Origin of the sequence: Lentzea kristufekii, from assembly GCF_033949925.1 — a bacterium.
Classification (GTDB): Bacteria; Actinomycetota; Actinomycetes; order Mycobacteriales; family Pseudonocardiaceae; genus Lentzea; species Lentzea kristufekii.
On sequence record NZ_JAXAVV010000010.1, the window covers coordinates 135,697 to 154,008 of the forward strand.

Sequence of the window (18,312 nt, forward strand, 5' to 3'; positions counted from 1 at the left end):
ATGATCGTTTGTCGGTACAACGTCGTTGCAGATCCGTGATCAGCAACTTTCTGCAACCAATGCGAGGCTTGAGTCACCCCAAGGTAGGAACATCAACGGACGTTACTGCCTGCTTCCGGGCGGTAACTTGGCGTTGAGAGTAGTCGGGTAGCCTGATCGGGTTAGTTGCCCATCCGTACCCGGCCGTTTTCTGGCGGGGGTGGTACAGCGACGTCCCGTGACGCGGATAGGCTCCCGTGGTCTCCCCCTCCCCTGGACGAAGGCACTCAGCCGTGACAGAGAACAACAACTCCACGATGTCCTTCGATCGGATGCGCAACATGCTCACGCGCGCCGCGGAGATCCGTGAGAGCGAGCAGCAGCAGATCTTCGACGCGCTGGACGAGATCCACGCCCGGATGTCGCCTCTGGAGTCGCTGGGTTCGGTTCGCAAGCGCCTGTCGGAGCTGCCGGACCGCACCGAGGTCAGCGTTCTCGCTGAGCGCCTGGACGAGGCCCTCGCCAAGCTGGAGGCCCAGGACAACGCCGTCGCCGACATCGGTCGCGCGGTCGACGCCCTGGTGGACAAGCTCGCCAAGCCCTTCGCCCAGCTGGACGGCCGCCTCGACGGTGTCGCCGGTCGCTTCGAGGGTGTCGCCGGCCGCATGGACGGCCTGGAGGACAAGCTCTCCAGCATCCACAAGCGCATCGACGACCTCGACGGCCACCTGGACAAGCAGGACGGCAAGGTCGACTCGATCCCGGCCGCCGTCACCAACCCGCTGCGCGAGCGCATCGAGGCCCTCGAAGCCGCGCTGCGCGGCCGTCTCGACGAGGTCGACGAGGGCGTGCACGAGCACCTCGACGGCACCCGCGAGGCCCTGCAGAAGATCCTCGCCGAGTCGTTCTCGAGCGTGCACGGCCGCGCCGACGAGCAGCGTGACGCCCTCGTCGCTGCCCGCACCGAGCTGGTCACCGCCATCGCCGAAAGCCGCGGGGAGCTGGCCGGAGCGATCGCAGACAGCCGCGACAAGCTCACGTCCACCGTCACCGGCAAGCACGACCAGCTGGCCGCGTCGCTGGCCGAGACCCGCACCGAGCTGTCCGGCGCCGTGGCGGAGACCCGCGGCGAACTGGCCGGCGTCGTGGCGGAGACCCGCGACTCCCTCGTCGGTTCCCTGGCCGAGACGCGCGACTCGCTCGCCGGCTCGCTCGCCGAGACCCGCACCGAGCTCGCGACGGCCGTCGCCGACACCCGCGAGGTCGTGGGCGGCAAGCTCGACGAGGCCCGCACCGCCCTGTACGCGGCGATCGAGCAGTCCCGCGACCAGGTCGACTCGGCGGACCGCCTCGAGGCCCTCGCCGGCCGCCTGGAGCAGGTCACCTCGAAGCTCGACACCATGACGGACCGCCTCGACAAGGTCGAGGACGGCTTCGCCGCCCGCATCTCCGAGCTCGGCGGCTCCGTCGACGCGAGCCTGTCCAAGGTCGCCGAGACCGTCGGCGCCCGCCCGGACACCGATTCGCTGCAGTCCCTGGTCCGCAAGTCGAACCAGGAGTCGGAACTGCGCATCGGCGGCCAGCTGGACGAGGCCATGGCCACCTTCGCCGAGCTCATCCTCGGCGGCGGCTCGCCCACCCCGCCCCCGCCGCCCACCGCCCTGCCGCGCCCGCAGCGCCGCACCCGCAAGAACGGCGGCCCCAAGCCGGCGAACGGCGGCAAGGACATGGACGACGACGACCTGGCGGCCGAAGGCGCCTGATCGTCCGCCCACTGCGAACGGTCCCGGAGCAACGTCGCTCCGGGGCCGTTCCGCGTTCTCGGCCCTGGTTGTGCCGCGCTTGAAATCCGTTGCCGAAGTCTGAGGGTCGATGAGGGCACGGGCGCCCGCGAAAAGATTTGGACGGGTCGGATCTCCGGCGCGACAGACCAGCTCGTCGTGTGTTGAACGACGTGGTCGAACTGCCCATGAGTACGGGCGGCTGTGGGTGAGTTCGATCGGCGGTTCCAGTTCTCGCCGGTCATCCGCCCCGAATCGTTGCGCGCGGTGGTCGCGCCGTTGAACCAGTCATCGACGGCAGACGTGACCATGAGGAGAGCGCTCACACGACCGTCGTTATGCTCGCCGGAATCTGGGGGCGTCCAGGAGGGATGGTCCGTGCAGCAACAGCGACTCGTCGCCAACCGCTACGCACTGCTCGCCGAGCTCGGCAGAGGTGCGATGGGTGTCGTGTGGCGTGCTCAGGACCAGGTGCTCGGACGCGCGGTCGCGCTCAAGGAGCTGCACCCGCCGCAGGGCATCGCCGCCGAGGAACGCAACGTGCTCGAAGAGCGCATGCTCCGCGAGGCGCGCACGGCGGGCCGGCTGAACCATCCGGCCGTCGTCACGGTCTACGACATCGTCCGCGAGAACGACCGGACCTACCTCGCGATGGAGCTCGTCGACGCGCTCGACCTCGCCGGCATCGTGCAGAAGCACGGGCCGCGTGACTCGACCTGGATGGCGGGTGTCGCGTTGCAGGTGCTCGGTGCGCTGGAGGCCGCGCACTCGGCGGGCATCGTGCACCGGGACGTCAAGCCCAGCAACATCATGGTGCGCCCGGACGGGGCCGTGAAACTCACGGACTTCGGCATCGCGCAGGCGATGGACGACCCGCGGCTCACGCACAACGGCGGCATCGTCGGCTCGCCCGCGTACATGTCGCCGGACCGGCTCAGCGGCTGGGAGGCCTCGCCTGCGTCGGACCTGTGGGCGCTCGGCGTCACGATGGCGCACGCCGTTGAGGGTGTCAGTCCGTTCGAACGCACGTCCACCGCGTCCACGTTGCACGCGGTCATGAACGAACCGCCGGTGCTGCGGCGGGCCTCACCCGCGCTGGCCGACGTGATCCGCGGCTTCCTGACGGTCGACCCGGCTCGCCGGCTGACGGCACCTCAGGCGCGTCACATGCTGACGGCGATCGTCCAGGGCGCGCCGGCGGTTCCGTTGCCGCAGAACAAGAAGAGCAAGGGAACGGCCGTCAAGGTCGCCGCCGTGGTCGTGGGCGTCGCGGTGCTCGCGGGTGTCGCGTTCGCCGGATACCAGGTCTTCAAGCCCAAGGACTCCGCGTCCAACGCGGGCCAGAACACCGGCACCAGCCAGACCACGGAGAACTCCACCGAGTGGACCGAAGCCGCGGCGTTGCCGGTGGGCGCGCCGCTGCCGTCACGACGCGTCGCCACCTTCGGGCGCGGCGGCGACGTGCCCGAGTGGAACCTCTCCGGCACCCAGTGCGCCAAGGACTTCCTGACGCAAGGATCGCCGGTGCGGACGAACGTGCCGTGCGACGGGCCGCACGGCATCCAGCTCTTCTCGGCCGCGACACCGCTGTGGGACAAGCCGAAGGACGTCGCCTACCCCGGCACGAAGTGGCTCGCCGACTTCACCAAGAACTACTGCACCGAGCAGTTCAGGGCCATCGAGCCGAACATCAAGGAGCCCATCGGCTTCACCGGACTCGTCCCCACCCAGACGGAGTGGGAGGCGTACGAGGACGCCACGACGCCGGGCCGCCAGGAGGTCCTGTGCGTGCTGTGGAAGCAGGACAGGTCGCCCCTGGCGGGCTCGCTCGTCGGCTAGGCCTCAGCCGCGGATGGTGTCGATCACCAGTGGTGAACGCTCCGGCGCGGCGTCGGTGACCTCGTAAGCGCCTTCCAGCGCCTGCAGGGCTCCGTCGACCGCGTCCGGGGTGTCGGTGTACAGCTCCAGCAACGGCTGGCCGGCCTCGACGGCGTCCCCCGGCTTGGCCAGGCAGAGCACGCCGGCACCGAACTGCACCGGGTCCTCCTTGCGGGCACGACCGGCACCGAGCCGCCACGCCGCCACCCCGACGCCGTAAGCGTCCAAAGTGGACAGCACACCGGAGGCGGGCGCGGAAACCACGTGCTTGTGCGAGGCAACGGGCAGCGCAGCATCCGGATCGCCACCCTGAGCCCGGATCATCCGCGCCCACACCTCGTAGGCCTCACCGGAAGCCAGCACGGCGGCCGGATCGGCCGAGATCCCGGCCAGCGACAACATTTCCGAAGCCAGCGCGACCGTCAGCTCGACGACGTCGGCAGGTCCGCCGCCGCGCAGCACGTCAACGGACTCGGCCACCTCGACCGCGTTGCCGACAGCGCGTCCCAGAGGCACGGACATGTCGGTCAGCAGGGCCGAGATCCGCACGCCGTGCTCGACGCCGATGGCCACCAGGGCCTCGGCGAGAGCACGCGCCGAGGTCAGGTCCTTCATGAACGCGCCGGAGCCGACCTTCACGTCGAGCACCAGTGACTCGGCGCCCTCGGCGATCTTCTTCGACATGATCGAGGACGCGATCAGCGGAATCGCCTCGACGGTCCCGGTGACGTCCCGCAACGCGTAGAGCTTGCGGTCGGCCGGAGCAAGTCCTTCGGTGGCAGCGCACACCACGGCACCGACCGAGGAGAGCTGGGAGAGGATCTCCGAGGTGGACAGTGCGGCGCGCCAGCCCGGGATCGACTCCAGCTTGTCCAGGGTGCCGCCGGTGTGGCCGAGACCGCGACCGGACAGCTGCGGCACGGCAGCGCCGCAGGCGGCGACGAGAGGTGCCAGCGGCAGCGTGATCTTGTCGCCGACACCGCCCGTCGAGTGCTTGTCCACCGTCGGCCGGTCGACGTGCAACGCCAGCCGCTCGCCGGACGAGATCATCGCCTGCGTCCAGCGCGCGGTCTCCGCCGCCGTCATGCCGTTGAAGAAGATCGCCATGGCCAGCGCGGACATCTGCTCGTCCGCGACGGCACCGCGCGTGTACGCGTCGATGACCCAGTCGATCTGCGCATCGGTCAGAACCGCGCCGTCGCGCTTGGCGCGGATGACGTCCACCGCCGAGAAGCTCATGGCAGGTCCTCCGGTCCGAACGCGTCCGGCAGCACCGACGACATCGGCAGCACGCCGGAAGGCGTGTCCACCAGGCAGTCGCGGCCACCCAGCTCGTAGAGCACCTGGCGGCACCGGCCGCACGGCATCAGCAGCTCACCGGCACCCGAGCGACAGGCCACCGCGACGAACCGGCCGCCGCCCGTGAGCTGCAGCTGACCGGCCATCGCGCACTCGGCGCACAGACCGACGCCGTACGAGGCGTTCTCGACGTTGCAGCCCGTCACGATGCGGCCGTCGTCGCACAACGCCGCGGAACCGACCTGCAGCCCCGAGTACGGGCAGTGGGCGAACGACGCCGCTTCCACCGCCCGTGCTCGCAGCAGGTCCCAGTCGACCTCAGCCACGGCGGTACACCAGACCGTCGGCAGCCGGCATTCGCAACCGTTGTGATGCCACGGCAAGCACTGCCAGCGTCACCATGTGCGGCGCGTAGGACACGAACTCGCTGGGGATCTCGTCGAGGCTGATGTACAGCAGGTACATCAGCACGGCCACGACGATGGCCGCCGCCGCGGAGAACCACTTGCGGCGGATGAGCTGCCACACCACGATCACGCCGAGCAGCAGCACCACGCCGTAGACCAGCGCCAGCACCGTCTCGCCGCCCGAACGCAGCTGCAGGCCGTCGGCGTAGCCGAACAGCGCCGCACCACCCAGCAGGCCACCTGGCCGCCAGTTGCCGAAGATCATCGCGGCGAGGCCGATGTAGCCGCGGCCGCCGGTCTGTCCCTCCAGGTAGGACAGCTGGCCGGGGTTGAGCACCAGCGCGGCGCCACCCAGACCGGCGAGACCACCGGAGACGATCACGGCGACGTACTTGTGGAAGTACACCTTCACGCCCAGCGAGTCCGCCGCGTGCGGGTTCTCGCCGACCGAACGCAGGCGCAGGCCGAAGCGGGTGCGCCAGAGCAGGAAGTACGAGAGCGGCAGCAGCAGGATCGCGATCATCGTCAGCGGCGAGACACCGGTGACGAGGCCGCGCAGGATGCCGGCGACGTCCGAGATGAACAGGAGCTGCCCGGCTTCGAGCTCGCCGAGCCAGTCACCAAGGCCCGCCGCCGAGAACGTGTCGAACGACTGGACCGGCGGCGACTGCCGCGGGTTGCTCGACAGCGGCAGGAAGATCAGCGTCGACAGGTACTTCGTCAGCCCGGCACCGAGCAGGTTGATCGCCACACCGGAGACGATGTGGTTCACGCCGAACGTGACGGTGGCGATCGCGTGCAGCAGGCCGCCCAGCGAACCGAACACGACGGCCGCGACGAGAGCAGCCCACGGACCCCACTGGTACCCGGCCCACGCCGCGCCCCAGGTGCCCATGATCATCATGCCTTCGAGGCCGATGTTGACCACACCGGCGCGTTCCGCCCACAGGCCGCCGAGACCGGCGAGCAGGATCGGCAGCGCGAGCCGGACCGCCGTCTGGGTCGTGCCCGACGACGTGAGCTGCGGGAAGTGGGTCTGCATCGACGTGATCGACAGCAGTGCGATCGCACCCGCGACACCGAGCATGGCCACGGCCCAGCCGGGCACCTTGCGCTTGCGAGGCGCCGCCGGGATGTGCGGCTTCTCCTCCAACGTCGTGATCACGCCGCACCTCCGACAGTTCCGAGCTCACGGCCGACGCGACGCTGCTCCGAGGCGAGCTCGAACCGGCGCACCACCTCGTAGGCGACGACGACCGACAGGACGATCGAGCCCTGCATGATGGTGACGATCTCCCTGGGCACACCGACGTTGTCGAGCGCGAGACCCGACTTGTCGAGGAACGCCCAGAGCAGCGCGCCGAACGCGATGCCACCGGGGTGGTTGCGGCCGAGCAGCGCGATCGCGATGCCCGAGAAGCCGATGCCGGCGGAGAAGTTCAGGCTGAACGTGTGGTCGCGGCCGAGCAGTTCCGGCAGCGAGATCAGGCCCGCGATGGCGCCCGAGAGCAGCATCGAGACCAGGATCATCTTCTTGGCGTTGACGCCACCGGCCGACGCGGCGGTCGAGGACTCGCCGGACGCGCGCAGCTCGAAGCCGAACCGGGTCTTGTTCATCATCACCCAGTAGCCGATGCCGAGGGCGATGGCCACGAAGATGAAGCCGAACATCGTGCCGCTGCCGCCGAACGAGATGCCGGGCATCCAGCCGCTCTCCGGGATCTCCGCGGTGCGGATGTTGTTGCCCCGCAGCTCACCGAAGACGTCGCGGCGGATCAGGTAGGCGGACAGGCCGATGGCCAGGCCGTTCATCATGATCGTCGAGATGACCTCGTTGACGCCGCGCGTCACCTTGAGGATCGCGGGGATCGCGGCCCAGGCGGCACCGGCGATCGCGGCCACGATGATGATCACCATCGTGTGGATGCCGGTGGGCAGCGCGATCGAGCCGCCGACGACCGCGGCGATGACGGCCGCGACGCGGTACTGGCCCTCGACACCGATGTTGAACAGGTTCATCTGGAACCCGATCGCCACCGCGAGCGCCGCGATGTAGTAGATGCCCGTCGAGTTGACGATGTCGACGAGCGTCGTGCCCTTGCCGACCTGCGTCACCATCGCACCGAACGCGTCGAGCGGGTTCGCGCCGGAGATGATGAGCGCCACGCCGCACAACAGCAGTGAGAAGACGATCGCCAACGCGGGCGGCAGGAGTTTGCCGCGCAGGTGTCCCATCAGTTCGCGCCTTCCTCGACGACGGCGGTCTCCTGGACCGCTGCGCTCGTGCTGCCCGCACCGGTCATAGCGCTGCCGAGGTCCTCGGGCGTGACGGTGTTCGGGTCGGCGTCGGCCACCAGGCGTCCGCGCAACATGACCTTGATCGTGTCCGACAGGCCGATCAGCTCGTCCAGGTCGGCGGAGATCAGCAGCACGGCGAGACCGGCGGCACGGGCGCGCTTGATCTCGTCCCAGATCAACGCCTGCGCGCCGACGTCCACACCGCGGGTCGGGTGCGACGCGATCAGCAGCACCGGGTCGCCGGACAGTTCCCTGCCGACGACGAGCTTCTGCTGGTTACCACCCGAGAGGGCGGCCGCGGGCACGTCGATGCCGGGCGTGCGGACGTCGAAGTCCGCGACGATCCGCTCGGTGTCCTTCTTCGCGCCGTCGGTGTCGAGCCAGATTCCCCTGGCGGTCGGCTGACGGGTCTGGTAGCCGAGGATCCGGTTGTACCAGAGGGGTTGCGTGAGCAGCAGGCCGTGGCGGTGGCGGTCCTCCGGCACGTAGCCGATGCCCGCCTCGCGCCGGGCCAGCGTCCCGAGCTTGGTGAGGTCCTTGTCCTGCAACGTGATCGTGCCGCTGCCGGCCTTGCGCATGCCCATGATCGTCTCGACGAGCTCGGTCTGCCCGTTGCCCTCGACACCGGCGATGCCGACGACCTCGCCGGAGCGGACCACCATGTCGATGTCGTCCAGGATCGGCCGCGAGCCGTCCGGCGTCATCAGCCTGAGGCCCTTGACGTCCAGCACGACCGTGTCGGTGACGGTGGACTCGCGGGTCTCCGGGCTGGGGAGCTCGCTGCCGACCATCATCTCGGCGAGCTGCCGGGAGCTGACGGTCTTCGGGTCCGCGCTGCCCACGGTCGTGCCGCGGCGGATCACCGTGACGGAGTCCGCGATCGCGCGGACCTCGTCGAGCTTGTGCGAGATGAACAGGAACGTGTAGCCCTGCTCCTGCATGCCGCGGACGGTGTCGAAGAGCTCGTTGACCTCCTGCGGCACGAGCACCGCGGTCGGCTCGTCCAGGATGATCACCTTGGCGCCGCGGTAGAGCACCTTGAGGATCTCGACGCGCTGCCGGTCCGCGACGCCGAGCTGCTCGACCAGAACGCCGGGGTCGACGTTGAGCCCGGTCCTGCCGGAGAGCTCGATGATGCGCGCGCGGGCCTTCTTGCCGATGCCGTGCAGGGCCTCGGCACCCAGGACCACGTTCTCCTGGACGGTGAGGTTGTCGGCCAGCATGAAGTGCTGGTGCACCATGCCGATGCCGGCCTTGATGGCGTCGGACGGCGTGCGGAAGCGCACCTGCTCACCGTTCACCTCGATGGTGCCCTCGTCCGGCGGCTGCATGCCGTAGAGGATCTTCATCAGGGTGGACTTGCCCGCGCCGTTCTCACCGCACAGGGCGTGTACCTCGCCACGGCGGACGGTCAGGTGGACGTCGCTGTTGGCGACCACACCTGGGAATCGCTTGGTGATGCCTGTGAGCACCACCGCGGGGTGTTCGTCCGTCCCAACGGACGTGGAACTGCTCATCGTCGAGTGCTCCTCCTACCACGCACCAGGCCCTGTGAGGGCGAAATCCTCACAGGGCCCGGTGTGCGTGCGGCTTTCGGACTACGGCTTGTCCGCGACCTTGATCTTGCCCTCGATGATCTGGGCCTTGTAGCCCTCGAGGATTCCCTGCAGCTTCGCGTCGATCTTGCCACCCGACGTGGAGTAGCCGACACCGTTCACCTTCAGGTCGAAGACCTTCGGCAGCGAGGCGATGTCGTTCTTGGCGACGGCCTTGACGAAGTCGTAGACCGCGACGTCGACGCGCTTGAGCATGGACGACACGATGACGTCCTTGGTGTCGGCGACGGTCGCCTGGTTGTACTGGTCGGAGTCGACGCCGATGGCCAGCACGCCACCCTGCTTGGCGGCCGAGAAGATGCCCTTACCGGAGGCACCGGCGGCCTGGTAGATCACGTCGGCGCCCTTGTCGATCTGGCCCTTCGCGGCTTCCTGGCCCTTCGGGGCGTCCTGGAAGCCCGTGAAGTCACCGGCAGGCGTGATGTACTTCTTCTCGACCTGGATCTTCGGCGCGGCGGCCTTGGCACCCTGGAAGTAGCCGGCCTCGAACTTCTGGATCAGCGGGATCTCGACGCCGCCGACGAAGCCCACGTGGCACTTCTTGCTCTGGTACGCGGCGATGACGCCGGCCAGGAAGGAGCCCTCCTGCTCGGCGAACAGCAGCGGCGTGACGTTGGCGGCACCCTCGACGGCCGAGTCGACCAGACCGAACTTGACGTTCGGGAACTCCGCGGCGACGAGCTTCATCGACTCGGCGTAGGCGAAGCCGACACCGATGATCGGGCTGAAGCCCTCGGAGGCCAGCTGGCGCAGACGGGTCTGCTTGGCGGACTCGTCCTCGTTCGGAGCGGCGGAGAGCTCGCGCGTGTTCTCCTTCTTCACGCCCATGTCCGCGATGGCCTTGTCCAGACCGGCGGCGGCGGAGTCGTTGAACGACGCATCGCCACGGCCACCGATGTCGTAGGCCAGACCGATCTTCAGCGCACTCGCGTCCACCTTGTCACCGTTGGCGGCGCTGGTGTTCGAGGTAGCAGGCGCGCTCGGGGCCTCGGCGAACTCGCAAGCGGCACCACTGCCGGTGTTCGAGTTCGATCCGCCACCCGAGTCCTTCGCGCAGGCGGCCATAGTCATCACGCTGGTCAACGCGATCGCGGCGACCGCGACACCACGCATACGACGACGCACGGCTCGTCTCCTCCCTGAGGTTCCTCCCCAACGACGTTGTTGGGTCCTAGACGCGGCACCGTACCTCTTAGTAACCAACCCCGTTGCCGCCAGCACCTACAAAGACCCCTATCGGTTACGCATTCGACGCTTTGGCCGTACGAGTGGTGATCAATCGTGTTCAAGGCGTTGCGAAAAGTCATCTTCAGCCGCTTCGCCACACCGATCTTCGCCCGAACGGCCCAGTTTCGCTCGGTGTTGAACCGGCGACGGCCCCGCCGCCGTGTACGGGGTGGCAAGTGCCCTTGCCGACGACGGCGGCCCGGACCAAGGCGGAGGTCCCGGCCGCTGTCCTCTTTCGTGACCGTTTTGTGGCGTGGACCGCATTTCGGGATCGATAAAGACCGCTTGGCCGATCGACAGCGTGTCTCATCGATCACAGAGCGGGTGCGCCTGCTGGGTTGGTTCCGACGTGCGGGACTAGGATTTTCCGGTCATGGTCGGGAAGAACTGTTGCCGACCCACCACCACTGACGTTGGAGGTCGCGGCGCATGACCAGCGCAGGCGCACCCGAGCGGTCGGGCACCACCCGAGGGGGTGGGACGCTCTACCGCGGTGATCTGGGCATGTGGTCCTGGGTCGCCCACCGGATCACCGGTGTCCTCACGTTCTTCTTCCTCTTCACCCACGTGCTCGACACCGCCCTCGTGCGGGTGTCCCCGAACGCGTACGACGCGGTGATCGAGACCTACAAGAACCCGATCGTCAACCTCTTCGAGGTCGGTCTGGTCGGCGCGGTTCTCTACCACGCGCTCAACGGCATCCGGGTCATGCTGGTCGACTTCTGGGAGAAGGGCGCCAAGTACCAGCGCGCCATGCTCTGGACCGTGCTCGGCGTGTGGATCGCCGTGATGATCCCCGGCGCCTACTTCATGCTGGTGCGCACGATCTCCGAGCTGGTTGGGGGCCACTGACCATGTCACTCGCACTCGACAAGCCCCGCTCGCCGCGCCGCCCCGCGGCCCGCCGCAGCAACGGCGAGCTCTACAGCTGGCTGTTCATGCGCCTGTCCGGGCTGCTGCTCGTGATCCTGGTGCTCGGCCACCTGTTCATCATGAACATCCTCGACGGCGGCATCCACCGCATCAACTTCGGCTTCGTGGCCGGCCGGTGGGCATCGCCGTTCTGGCAGTTCTGGGACCTCGCGATGCTCTGGCTCGCGCAGATCCACGGTGGCAACGGCGTCCGGACGATCATCAACGACTACGCCCGCAAGGACGCCACCCGGTTCTGGTTGAAGATGCTGCTCTACGTGTCGATGGTCCTGATCATCTCGCTCGGCACGTTCGTGATCTTCACCTTCGACCCGAACATCTCGAACTGACCCGCGCGGGGAGCCCACCACAATGCAGTTCCACAAGTACGACGTAGTCATCATCGGCGCTGGTGGTGCCGGAATGCGCGCGGCGATCGAGTCCGGCCAGCGCGCCCGCACCGCGGTGCTCACCAAGCTTTACCCCACGCGTTCGCACACCGGCGCGGCCCAGGGCGGCATGTGCGCCGCCCTCGCCAACGTCGAGGAGGACAACTGGGAGTGGCACACCTTCGACACGATCAAGGGCGGCGACTACCTGGTCGACCAGGACGCCGCCGAGATCATGGCGAAGGAGGCGATCGACGCCGTTCTCGACCTCGAGAAGATGGGCCTGCCGTTCAACCGCACGCCCGAGGGCAAGATCGACCAGCGCCGGTTCGGCGGCCACACGCGCAACCACGGTGAAGCCGCCGTGCGCCGCGCCTGTTACGCCGCGGACCGCACCGGCCACATGATCCTGCAGACGCTCTACCAGAACTGCGTCAAGCACGGCATCGAGTTCTTCAACGAGTTCTACGTGCTCGACATCTGCCTGACCGAGACGGAGAACGGCCCGGTCTGCACCGGCGCTGTCGCCTACGAGCTCGCGACCGGCGAGATCCACGTCTTCCAGGCCAAGTCCGTCGTGTTCGCGACCGGCGGTTTCGGCAAGGTCTTCAAGACCACGTCGAACGCCCACACGCTGACCGGCGACGGCATGGGCATCGTCTTCCGCAAGGGCCTGCCCCTGGAGGACATGGAGTTCTACCAGTTCCACCCGACCGGCCTCGCCGGTCTCGGCATCCTGCTGACCGAGGGTGCCCGAGGTGAGGGCGCGATCCTGCGCAACGCCTCGGGTGAGCGGTTCATGGAGCGCTACGCCCCCACCATCAAGGACCTGGCGCCGCGCGACATCGTGGCCCGTTCGATGGCCCTCGAGGTGCTCGAAGGCCGCGGTGCCGGCCCGAACAAGGACTACGTGCTGCTCGACTGCACGCACCTCGGCGCCGAGGTGCTGGAGACGAAGCTGCCGGACATCACCGAGTTCGCCCGCACGTACCTCGCGGTCGACCCGGTCGTCGAGCCCGTCCCGGTGTACCCGACCGCGCACTACGCGATGGGCGGCATCCCGACGAACATCCACGGCGAGGTGCTGCGGGACAACGACAACGTCGTTCCCGGCCTGTACGCCGCGGGTGAGTGCGCCTGCGTCTCCGTGCACGGCGCGAACCGCCTCGGCACGAACTCGCTGCTGGACATCAACGTCTTCGGCCGCCGCGCGGGCATCGCCGCCGCGGAGTACGCGCTGTCGCGCGAGTCGCACGTCGACCTGCCGGAGAACCCGGCCGCCGCCGTCGAGGCCCAGGTCGCGCTCGCGTTGTCGGAGCACGGCCAGGAGCGCGTGGCGGACATCCGCACCGAGCTGCAGGCCACCATGGACGCCAACGCGTCCGTGTACCGCACCGAGGACACCCTGAAGACGGCGCTGCACGACGTGCAGGCCCTCAAGGAGCGTTACGCCCACATCTCCGTCCAGGACAAGGGCAAGCGCTTCAACACCGACCTGCTGGAGGCCGTCGAGCTCGGCTTCCTGCTGGAGCTGGCCGAGGTCCTCGTGCACGGTGCGCTCGCGCGCAAGGAGTCCCGCGGCGGTCACGCCCGCGAGGACTACCCGAACCGCGACGACACGAACTTCATGCGCCACAGCATGTTCTACAAGCAGGGCGACGGTCTCTCGGCCGACATCCGCATGGACTACAAGCCCGTGACCTTTACCCGGTACAAGCCGATGGAGCGCAAGTACTGATGACCGCCACCGCTGAAACCACTGCAGGCTCGCGCGGCTCCCAGCCGCCCGTTCCGGACGGCGCTGTCACGGTCACCGTCAAGATCCGCCGGTTCAACCCGGAGATCGACGACGAGCCGCGCTGGGACGCGTTCGACATCCCGGCGCTCCCGTCGGACCGCGTGCTGAACCTGCTGCACCACATCAAGTGGTACGTAGACGGCACGCTGACCTTCCGGCGTTCCTGCGCACACGGCATCTGCGGCTCGGACGCCATGCGCATCAACGGCGTCAACCGCCTGGCGTGCAAGGTGCTGCTGAAGGACCTGCTCGAAAAGGGCGACAAGCACACCACGATCACCATCGAGCCCATCAAGGGCCTGCCGGTGCACAAGGACCTGCTGGTCGACATGGAGCCCTTCTTCGAGGCGTTCCGCGCGGTCAAGCCGTACCTCGTGACCTACGGCAACGAGCCGACGCGCGAGCGCATCCAGTCCGCCGCCGACCGCGAGCGGTTCGACGACACGACGAAGTGCATCCTGTGCGCCTGCTGCACCACCTCCTGCCCGGTCTACTGGACCGAGGGCTCGTACTTCGGCCCGGCGGCGATCGTGAACGCGCACCGGTTCATCTTCGACTCGCGTGACGAGGGCGCTGAGGAGCGGCTCGACATCCTCAACGACATCGACGGCGTGTGGCGGTGCCGGACCACCTTCAACTGCACCGACGCTTGTCCTCGTGGCATTCAGGTGACGAAGGCGATCCAGGAAGTCAAGCGCGCGCTGCTGTTCAAGCGCGTCTGAGTTCTTCTCGGTGCGAGGCGCCGCGTTCCCCCTGGGGGCGCGGCGCTTCGTCGTTTCCGGGGTGGCCGGTTGAGCGTGCGCGGGTCGGCTCGCGTCGGGTTGGTGGCGGTGCGGGTCGGCTTGCGTTGGGGCGCGGGTGAGCTTGCGGGCGTTCGTCGCGTTCCAGCGGGGTGGGTCGCGTTCCTGGCGTTCGGTCGCCTTGCGAGGGTGCGCGCGCAGGTCGTGACGAAGTGCGGGGTTGCGATTGGGGCGCACCGCTACCCGGCGCCCTAGGTTCAGACGGCTCGCTCCGCATCGCCACGCCAGGACTCGTACGCGGTCGCCTTGCGTTGGCGGGCGCCGGTTGGCACCGCGCGGGGCCGGTTGCGGCGGCTGGCGCCGGTTCCAGCGGAGGGGTCGCCTGCCCGTGCTGGCCGTCGCCTTGTGAGGGTGGTTGCTCAAGTCACCTCCACGACGTGCACCGGCGGGCGTGGTCTGGCCGCAGCCGCCCGATGCGCCGCCTTCAGCTCACGCGCCACCGCGTCCGGGTGGTCGCGCAGGCGGGTCGGCAGGGTCTGCACCACGAGGATTCCCGCTGCCGCGTAACGGCTGTTGCGGGCGAGGGTGCGTTCGTGGTCGCGCGGGCCGTAGTGGAACGCGCGGGAGTCGATCTCCCAGGCCAGGCCCACGTCGTCGTACCAGGCGTCGGGTCTGCCGATGATGGCGCCGTCGGCGCCGGCGATCGTGGTGTTCCAGTGCGGTGTGGTGAGGCGGAGCTTGCGGGAGAGGCGGCGGGCGTCTCGTTCCGCCACCGATTCCGCACGGCCCAGGTCTTTGAGGACTGTTCGGACGAGCTTCGTGCCGAAGCGGTTGGTGCGGGCCTCTGCCTGGAGGTCTGCGGGCGTGCAGCGGCCTCGCTGGATGGCGGCGGCGATCAGGGCGGTGGCCTCGTCCGCTGAGCGCATGAAGCGGCAGGCGTCCACGACGGCTCTGGCCGCGGACACCACCGGGAAGCCGCCCACGTCGGAGCTAGGAGGTACGGGCGTGGCTCGTTCCAGGACGAGCGTGCCGGTGCCGCGTGCCGTGCCCGGCACCAGGAGGTGGATTCCCTGGGCGCGGGCGGGCAGGCCGTGCCGGCGGCAGGCCTCCACCCCGGTGACCACGGCTTCCGGGCCCGCTCGAAGGAGGGCCGCGGTCAGCTGTTGGTCCGGGGTGGGCGGGCCGTTGTGCAGCAGCACCACACCTGGGTACATGCGCTGCCACGGCCCGCCCGAGGCGCACCTCCGCCACGGGTCACTGACACCCAGTGACTTCAGGGTGCCGGCACTGATGACGCCGAGATCGCTGCGTTCGCGCAGGTGTTCGATTCGCACGTCATCAGTGTGACGAGGAGCACCGACAGTTTTTGGGCGGTCAGCGCCGGGTGAGTCGCCTGGCGCGGTCGAGCAACATCAGAGCCGTGCCGCCGACCAGGAGCAGGACGCCGAGCAGCAGCATCCACGTGGTCGAGGCACCGGTGTTGGCCAGACGGTTGTCCTGGTGGACCACTGGCGTGACCGTGGTGGTCACCGGCGGAGTGGTGATGTGCGGCGTGGTGCTGGTGGTCACCGGAGGAGTCGTCGAACCCGACGTGGTGGTCGTGGAACCGGTCGTCGTCGTGGTCGAGGACGACGACGGCGGGGTCGAACTCGACGTCGTGCTGGTCGTCGTGGTGGTTGTGGTCGTGGACTCGGTCGTGGTGGTGGTCACCGGTGACGTCGTCGTGGTGGTCGAGGTCGTCGTGCACGGGGTGGTGGTGGTCGTCGGGGTGGTCGTGGACGACGTCGGAGGCTCTTCACCTCTCGGCGACGGCGCACGCCATCCCGGACGTTCCTTCGGGCACCACGCAGCGGCGCACACCTGGCCATCCCCGGAGGCCGAGGCCTCCGGGGCGGCACCGTGCAGTGAGACGACCGTCAACACTGCCCCGGCGGCGAGCACACCGATATAGGCGATACGTGACATGCCAGGGATGGTTGCGCGCAGGTACAACACCTGGTGCGAAAAGCACCCCTACGTCACCCGGCAGTGCGGGCGACATCCCCCGATCAGGTCCAGAAGACCGCGACGCCCACGTTCAGCACGACCAGCGAAGCGGCCGTCGGCAGCAGCCAGGACGGGGCCTTCGGCTTGTTGACGTTGATCGCCACGACGACGGCGATGGCCACGACGACCAGCAGCTTGACGCCGATCTTGATGTGGTCGTACTTCACCGCGTCGACCAGCGGGTCGATGCCGACCAGCGCGACACCGGTGAGCAGCTGCAAGGCCGCGCCGTGCAGCCAGCCCTTGTTGACCGGCGCGTCCTTGCCGGCCTTGGCCTGCAAAAGGATCATCGCGACCAGCATGCCCATGCCGAGCAGGTGCAGGAACACCAGCAGCAGGCGTACGAACTCCACAGCTTTTCCCTATCGACGTCGAGTGGCCAGGAAACCCCGCACGCCCAGCACGCCGATGACGGTGCCGAACACGAGCGAGGCGATCACGAGCACCAGGTGCACCGTGAAGAAGGCGGTAGGTCCGTCGCTAAACGAACGTGGGTCCTTCCAGATGTTCTTCAGGAACGTGGGCCAGATCACCCACGACCACACTCCGAAAGCCACCAGGAAGAGTGACATCGGGCGCGAGAGCTTCACGTTCACCAGTATCAGACGTGGTGCGTGCAAGCGGCTAAACGGGGGTGGATAGCCTGAACGTGTGCCCTTCCCAAAACGGCTCATCGTCGCCCTGGTCCTAGCAACGGCCACAGCCGCGTTCGCCGCACCGACCGGCACCGCACAACAGGCCGCCGGCTCGGCACAGTGTGCGAACCGCGAGACCCCGCCGCCACCGGTGGACACGTCCGAGCAGCCGGCGCCGGGCCAGAAGGCCCCGACGCCGCTCGAGGTGCCGGAGAAGCCCGTCGGCGGTGACCGGCTCGGCGAGTGCGGCCTGATCCTGCCGCCGAACTCGGCGCAACCGCCCAGCGGCATCACAGCGGCCTCGTGGTTGCTCGCGGACATGGACAGCGGCGCCGTCATCGCCGCGTACGACCCGCACGGCCGTCAGCGCCCCGCCAGCGTCATCAAGGTGCTGCTCGCGATGGTCGTCGCCAAGGAACTGCGTGGCGACCTCGTCGTCACCGCCAGCGCCGAGGACACCCAGCAGGAGTGCACCTGCGTCGGCCTGAAGGACGGCGGCCAGTACACGGTCCGCCAGCTGCTGCACGGCCTGCTGCTCACCTCGGGCAACGACGTGGCGCACACGCTGGCCCGTCAGCTCGGCGGCGTGCCGAACGCCCTGCGCAAGATGAACGCGATGGCCAAGGAGCTCGGCGCCCTCGACACCCGCGCCGTGACCCCGTCCGGTCTCGACGCCCCCGGCACCAGCACCTCGGCCTACGACGTCGGCCTGATCTTCCGCGGCGCGATGAAGTACGACGAGTTCGCGCAGGCCATCAAGCTGCAGCAGTCGCAGTTCCCCGGCCGCAACGGTGGCACGATCATGCTGCAGAACGACAACCGCCTGCTCCAGAACTACCAGGGCGCGCTCGGCGGCAAGACCGGCTTCACCGACGACTCGCAGCACACCTACGTGGGCGCCGCGGAACGCAACGGCCGCCGCCTCGTCGTCGTGCTGCTGCGCGGCCAGCAGACACCCACGCGCATCGACGCCCAGGCCGCGAAGCTGCTCGACTACGGCTTCGCCATGGGCCCCGGCGGCGTGGGCAAGCTCGTCGACGGCGCTCCGCAGCCGAAGCAGAACGTGGTTCCCACGCAGAGCACCGACACCCAGGACGACGCAGCCGCCGTCGACTCGCGCACGGGCCGCCCCACGCCCACCGCGTTCGGCACCGTCGGTCTCCCGATCACGGCCGCGGCGGGCATCGGCCTGCTGGCCGGTCTCGTGCTCTTCATCCGCAGCAAGCGCGCCAGGGCGGCCAGGGCCCGCCGACAGGCCGCGCAGGCGGCACAGGGCGTCTGAGGCACCAAGGACGACGGCCCCAGCG

General features: G+C 68.7%; 18 protein-coding genes. 8 read left to right on the forward strand and 10 right to left on the reverse strand.

Annotated elements, in window-relative coordinates; translation table 11 throughout:
- The first annotated feature begins 296 nt into the window (after positions 1–296).
- On the forward strand, positions 297–1,742 hold the full coding sequence (locus tag SK571_RS21520) for a hypothetical protein (protein WP_319985885.1): 1,446 nt from the start codon (positions 297–299) through the stop codon (positions 1,740–1,742).
- Positions 1,743–2,138: 396 nt separating this feature from the next.
- Positions 2,139–3,599 (forward strand): serine/threonine-protein kinase, encoded by a 1,461-nt coding sequence (locus SK571_RS21525; RefSeq protein WP_319985886.1) that lies wholly within the window; start codon positions 2,139–2,141, stop codon positions 3,597–3,599.
- Between the two features lie 3 nt (positions 3,600–3,602).
- On the opposite strand, the gene SK571_RS21530 is transcribed toward SK571_RS21525, so the two are convergent.
- The 6 genes from SK571_RS21530 to SK571_RS21555 all read right to left on the reverse strand — a co-directional run bounded on the left by SK571_RS21530 (position 3,603) and on the right by SK571_RS21555 (position 10,371).
- A complete protein-coding gene (locus SK571_RS21530) occupies positions 3,603–4,877 on the reverse strand; it encodes a thymidine phosphorylase (protein WP_319985887.1) in 1,275 nt (424 codons plus the stop codon).
- Positions 4,874–5,263, reverse strand: coding sequence for a cytidine deaminase (locus tag SK571_RS21535; RefSeq protein WP_030478475.1), 390 nt, complete (start codon positions 5,261–5,263; stop codon positions 4,874–4,876). Before SK571_RS21535 ends, SK571_RS21530 begins: the two co-directional genes overlap by 4 nt.
- Positions 5,256–6,509, reverse strand: a complete 1,254-nt coding sequence (locus SK571_RS21540; RefSeq protein ID WP_319985888.1) for an ABC transporter permease — start codon at positions 6,507–6,509, stop codon at positions 5,256–5,258. The genes SK571_RS21535 and SK571_RS21540 overlap by 8 nt, the downstream gene beginning before the upstream one ends.
- Positions 6,506–7,579: an ABC transporter permease gene (locus SK571_RS21545; protein WP_319985889.1), complete on the reverse strand. Its 1,074-nt coding sequence runs from the start codon at positions 7,577–7,579 to the stop codon at positions 6,506–6,508. The genes SK571_RS21540 and SK571_RS21545 overlap by 4 nt, the downstream gene beginning before the upstream one ends.
- Positions 7,579–9,159 carry an ABC transporter ATP-binding protein gene (locus SK571_RS21550; RefSeq protein WP_319985890.1) on the reverse strand — a complete coding sequence of 527 codons (1,581 nt, stop codon included), beginning with the start codon at positions 9,157–9,159 and terminating at the stop codon, positions 7,579–7,581. The genes SK571_RS21545 and SK571_RS21550 overlap by 1 nt, the downstream gene beginning before the upstream one ends.
- Positions 9,160–9,240: 81 nt before the next feature.
- Complete coding sequence (locus SK571_RS21555) at positions 9,241–10,371, reverse strand: BMP family lipoprotein (protein ID WP_319986033.1); 1,131 nt, start codon at positions 10,369–10,371, stop codon at positions 9,241–9,243.
- Positions 10,372–10,914: 543 nt separating this feature from the next.
- On the opposite strand from SK571_RS21555, the gene sdhC reads away from it, so the two are divergent.
- From sdhC to SK571_RS21575, 4 genes are read left to right on the forward strand one after another with little or no spacing between them, the layout of a single operon-like run.
- On the forward strand, positions 10,915–11,337 hold the full coding sequence (gene sdhC / locus SK571_RS21560; protein WP_189154410.1) for a succinate dehydrogenase, cytochrome b556 subunit: 423 nt from the start codon (positions 10,915–10,917) through the stop codon (positions 11,335–11,337).
- 2 nt (positions 11,338–11,339) lie between these two features.
- Complete coding sequence (locus tag SK571_RS21565) at positions 11,340–11,747, forward strand: succinate dehydrogenase hydrophobic membrane anchor subunit (RefSeq protein WP_406602013.1); 408 nt, start codon at positions 11,340–11,342, stop codon at positions 11,745–11,747.
- 22 nt (positions 11,748–11,769) lie between these two features.
- Positions 11,770–13,524 (forward strand): succinate dehydrogenase flavoprotein subunit, encoded by a 1,755-nt coding sequence (sdhA, locus tag SK571_RS21570; protein ID WP_319985891.1) that lies wholly within the window; start codon positions 11,770–11,772, stop codon positions 13,522–13,524.
- Positions 13,524–14,306 (forward strand): succinate dehydrogenase iron-sulfur subunit, encoded by a 783-nt coding sequence (locus tag SK571_RS21575; protein WP_319985892.1) that lies wholly within the window; start codon positions 13,524–13,526, stop codon positions 14,304–14,306. Before sdhA ends, SK571_RS21575 begins: the two co-directional genes overlap by 1 nt.
- A 437-nt stretch (positions 14,307–14,743) precedes the next feature.
- On the opposite strand, the gene SK571_RS21580 is transcribed toward SK571_RS21575, so the two are convergent.
- Both SK571_RS21580 and SK571_RS21585 read right to left on the reverse strand, forming a co-directional pair.
- Positions 14,744–15,658: a hypothetical protein gene (locus tag SK571_RS21580; protein ID WP_319985893.1), complete on the reverse strand. Its 915-nt coding sequence runs from the start codon at positions 15,656–15,658 to the stop codon at positions 14,744–14,746.
- 40 nt (positions 15,659–15,698) lie between these two features.
- Positions 15,699–15,854, reverse strand: a complete 156-nt coding sequence (locus SK571_RS21585) for an LPXTG cell wall anchor domain-containing protein (RefSeq protein ID WP_319985894.1) — start codon at positions 15,852–15,854, stop codon at positions 15,699–15,701.
- Here SK571_RS21585 and SK571_RS21590 point away from each other — a divergent pair.
- Positions 15,838–16,275 (forward strand): hypothetical protein, encoded by a 438-nt coding sequence (locus SK571_RS21590; protein WP_319985895.1) that lies wholly within the window; start codon positions 15,838–15,840, stop codon positions 16,273–16,275. The two genes, SK571_RS21585 and SK571_RS21590, sit on opposite strands and share 17 nt — an antisense overlap.
- Positions 16,276–16,372: 97 nt before the next feature.
- Here the strand turns inward: SK571_RS21590 and SK571_RS21595 are convergent, their stop codons facing one another.
- Entirely contained in the window at positions 16,373–16,723 is a 351-nt protein-coding gene (locus tag SK571_RS21595; RefSeq protein WP_319985896.1) for a hypothetical protein, read from the reverse strand.
- Positions 16,724–16,732: 9 nt separating this feature from the next.
- A complete protein-coding gene (locus SK571_RS21600; RefSeq protein ID WP_030478462.1) occupies positions 16,733–16,960 on the reverse strand; it encodes an SCO4848 family membrane protein in 228 nt (75 codons plus the stop codon).
- A 61-nt stretch (positions 16,961–17,021) separates the two neighbouring features.
- On the opposite strand from SK571_RS21600, the gene SK571_RS21605 reads away from it, so the two are divergent.
- Positions 17,022–18,287, forward strand: coding sequence for a D-alanyl-D-alanine carboxypeptidase family protein (locus SK571_RS21605; protein ID WP_319985897.1), 1,266 nt, complete (start codon positions 17,022–17,024; stop codon positions 18,285–18,287).
- Positions 18,288–18,312 lie beyond the last annotated feature (25 nt).

Bases quoted from the DNA above. Each gene is read 5' to 3' on its own strand.
- SK571_RS21520 (WP_319985885.1), top strand. From the start codon at position 297: ATGTCCTTCGATCGGATGCGCAACATGCTCACGCGCGCCGCGGAGATC.
- SK571_RS21530 (WP_319985887.1), bottom strand. From the start codon at position 4,877: ATGAGCTTCTCGGCGGTGGACGTCATCCGCGCCAAGCGCGACGGCGCG.
- SK571_RS21545 (WP_319985889.1), bottom strand. From the start codon at position 7,579: ATGGGACACCTGCGCGGCAAACTCCTGCCGCCCGCGTTGGCGATCGTC.
- SK571_RS21550 (WP_319985890.1), bottom strand. From the start codon at position 9,159: ATGAGCAGTTCCACGTCCGTTGGGACGGACGAACACCCCGCGGTGGTG.
- SK571_RS21555 (WP_319986033.1), bottom strand. From the start codon at position 10,371: ATGCGTGGTGTCGCGGTCGCCGCGATCGCGTTGACCAGCGTGATGACT.
- sdhC (WP_189154410.1), top strand. From the start codon at position 10,915: ATGACCAGCGCAGGCGCACCCGAGCGGTCGGGCACCACCCGAGGGGGT.
- SK571_RS21565 (WP_406602013.1), top strand. From the start codon at position 11,340: ATGTCACTCGCACTCGACAAGCCCCGCTCGCCGCGCCGCCCCGCGGCC.
- sdhA (WP_319985891.1), top strand. From the start codon at position 11,770: ATGCAGTTCCACAAGTACGACGTAGTCATCATCGGCGCTGGTGGTGCC.
- SK571_RS21575 (WP_319985892.1), top strand. From the start codon at position 13,524: ATGACCGCCACCGCTGAAACCACTGCAGGCTCGCGCGGCTCCCAGCCG.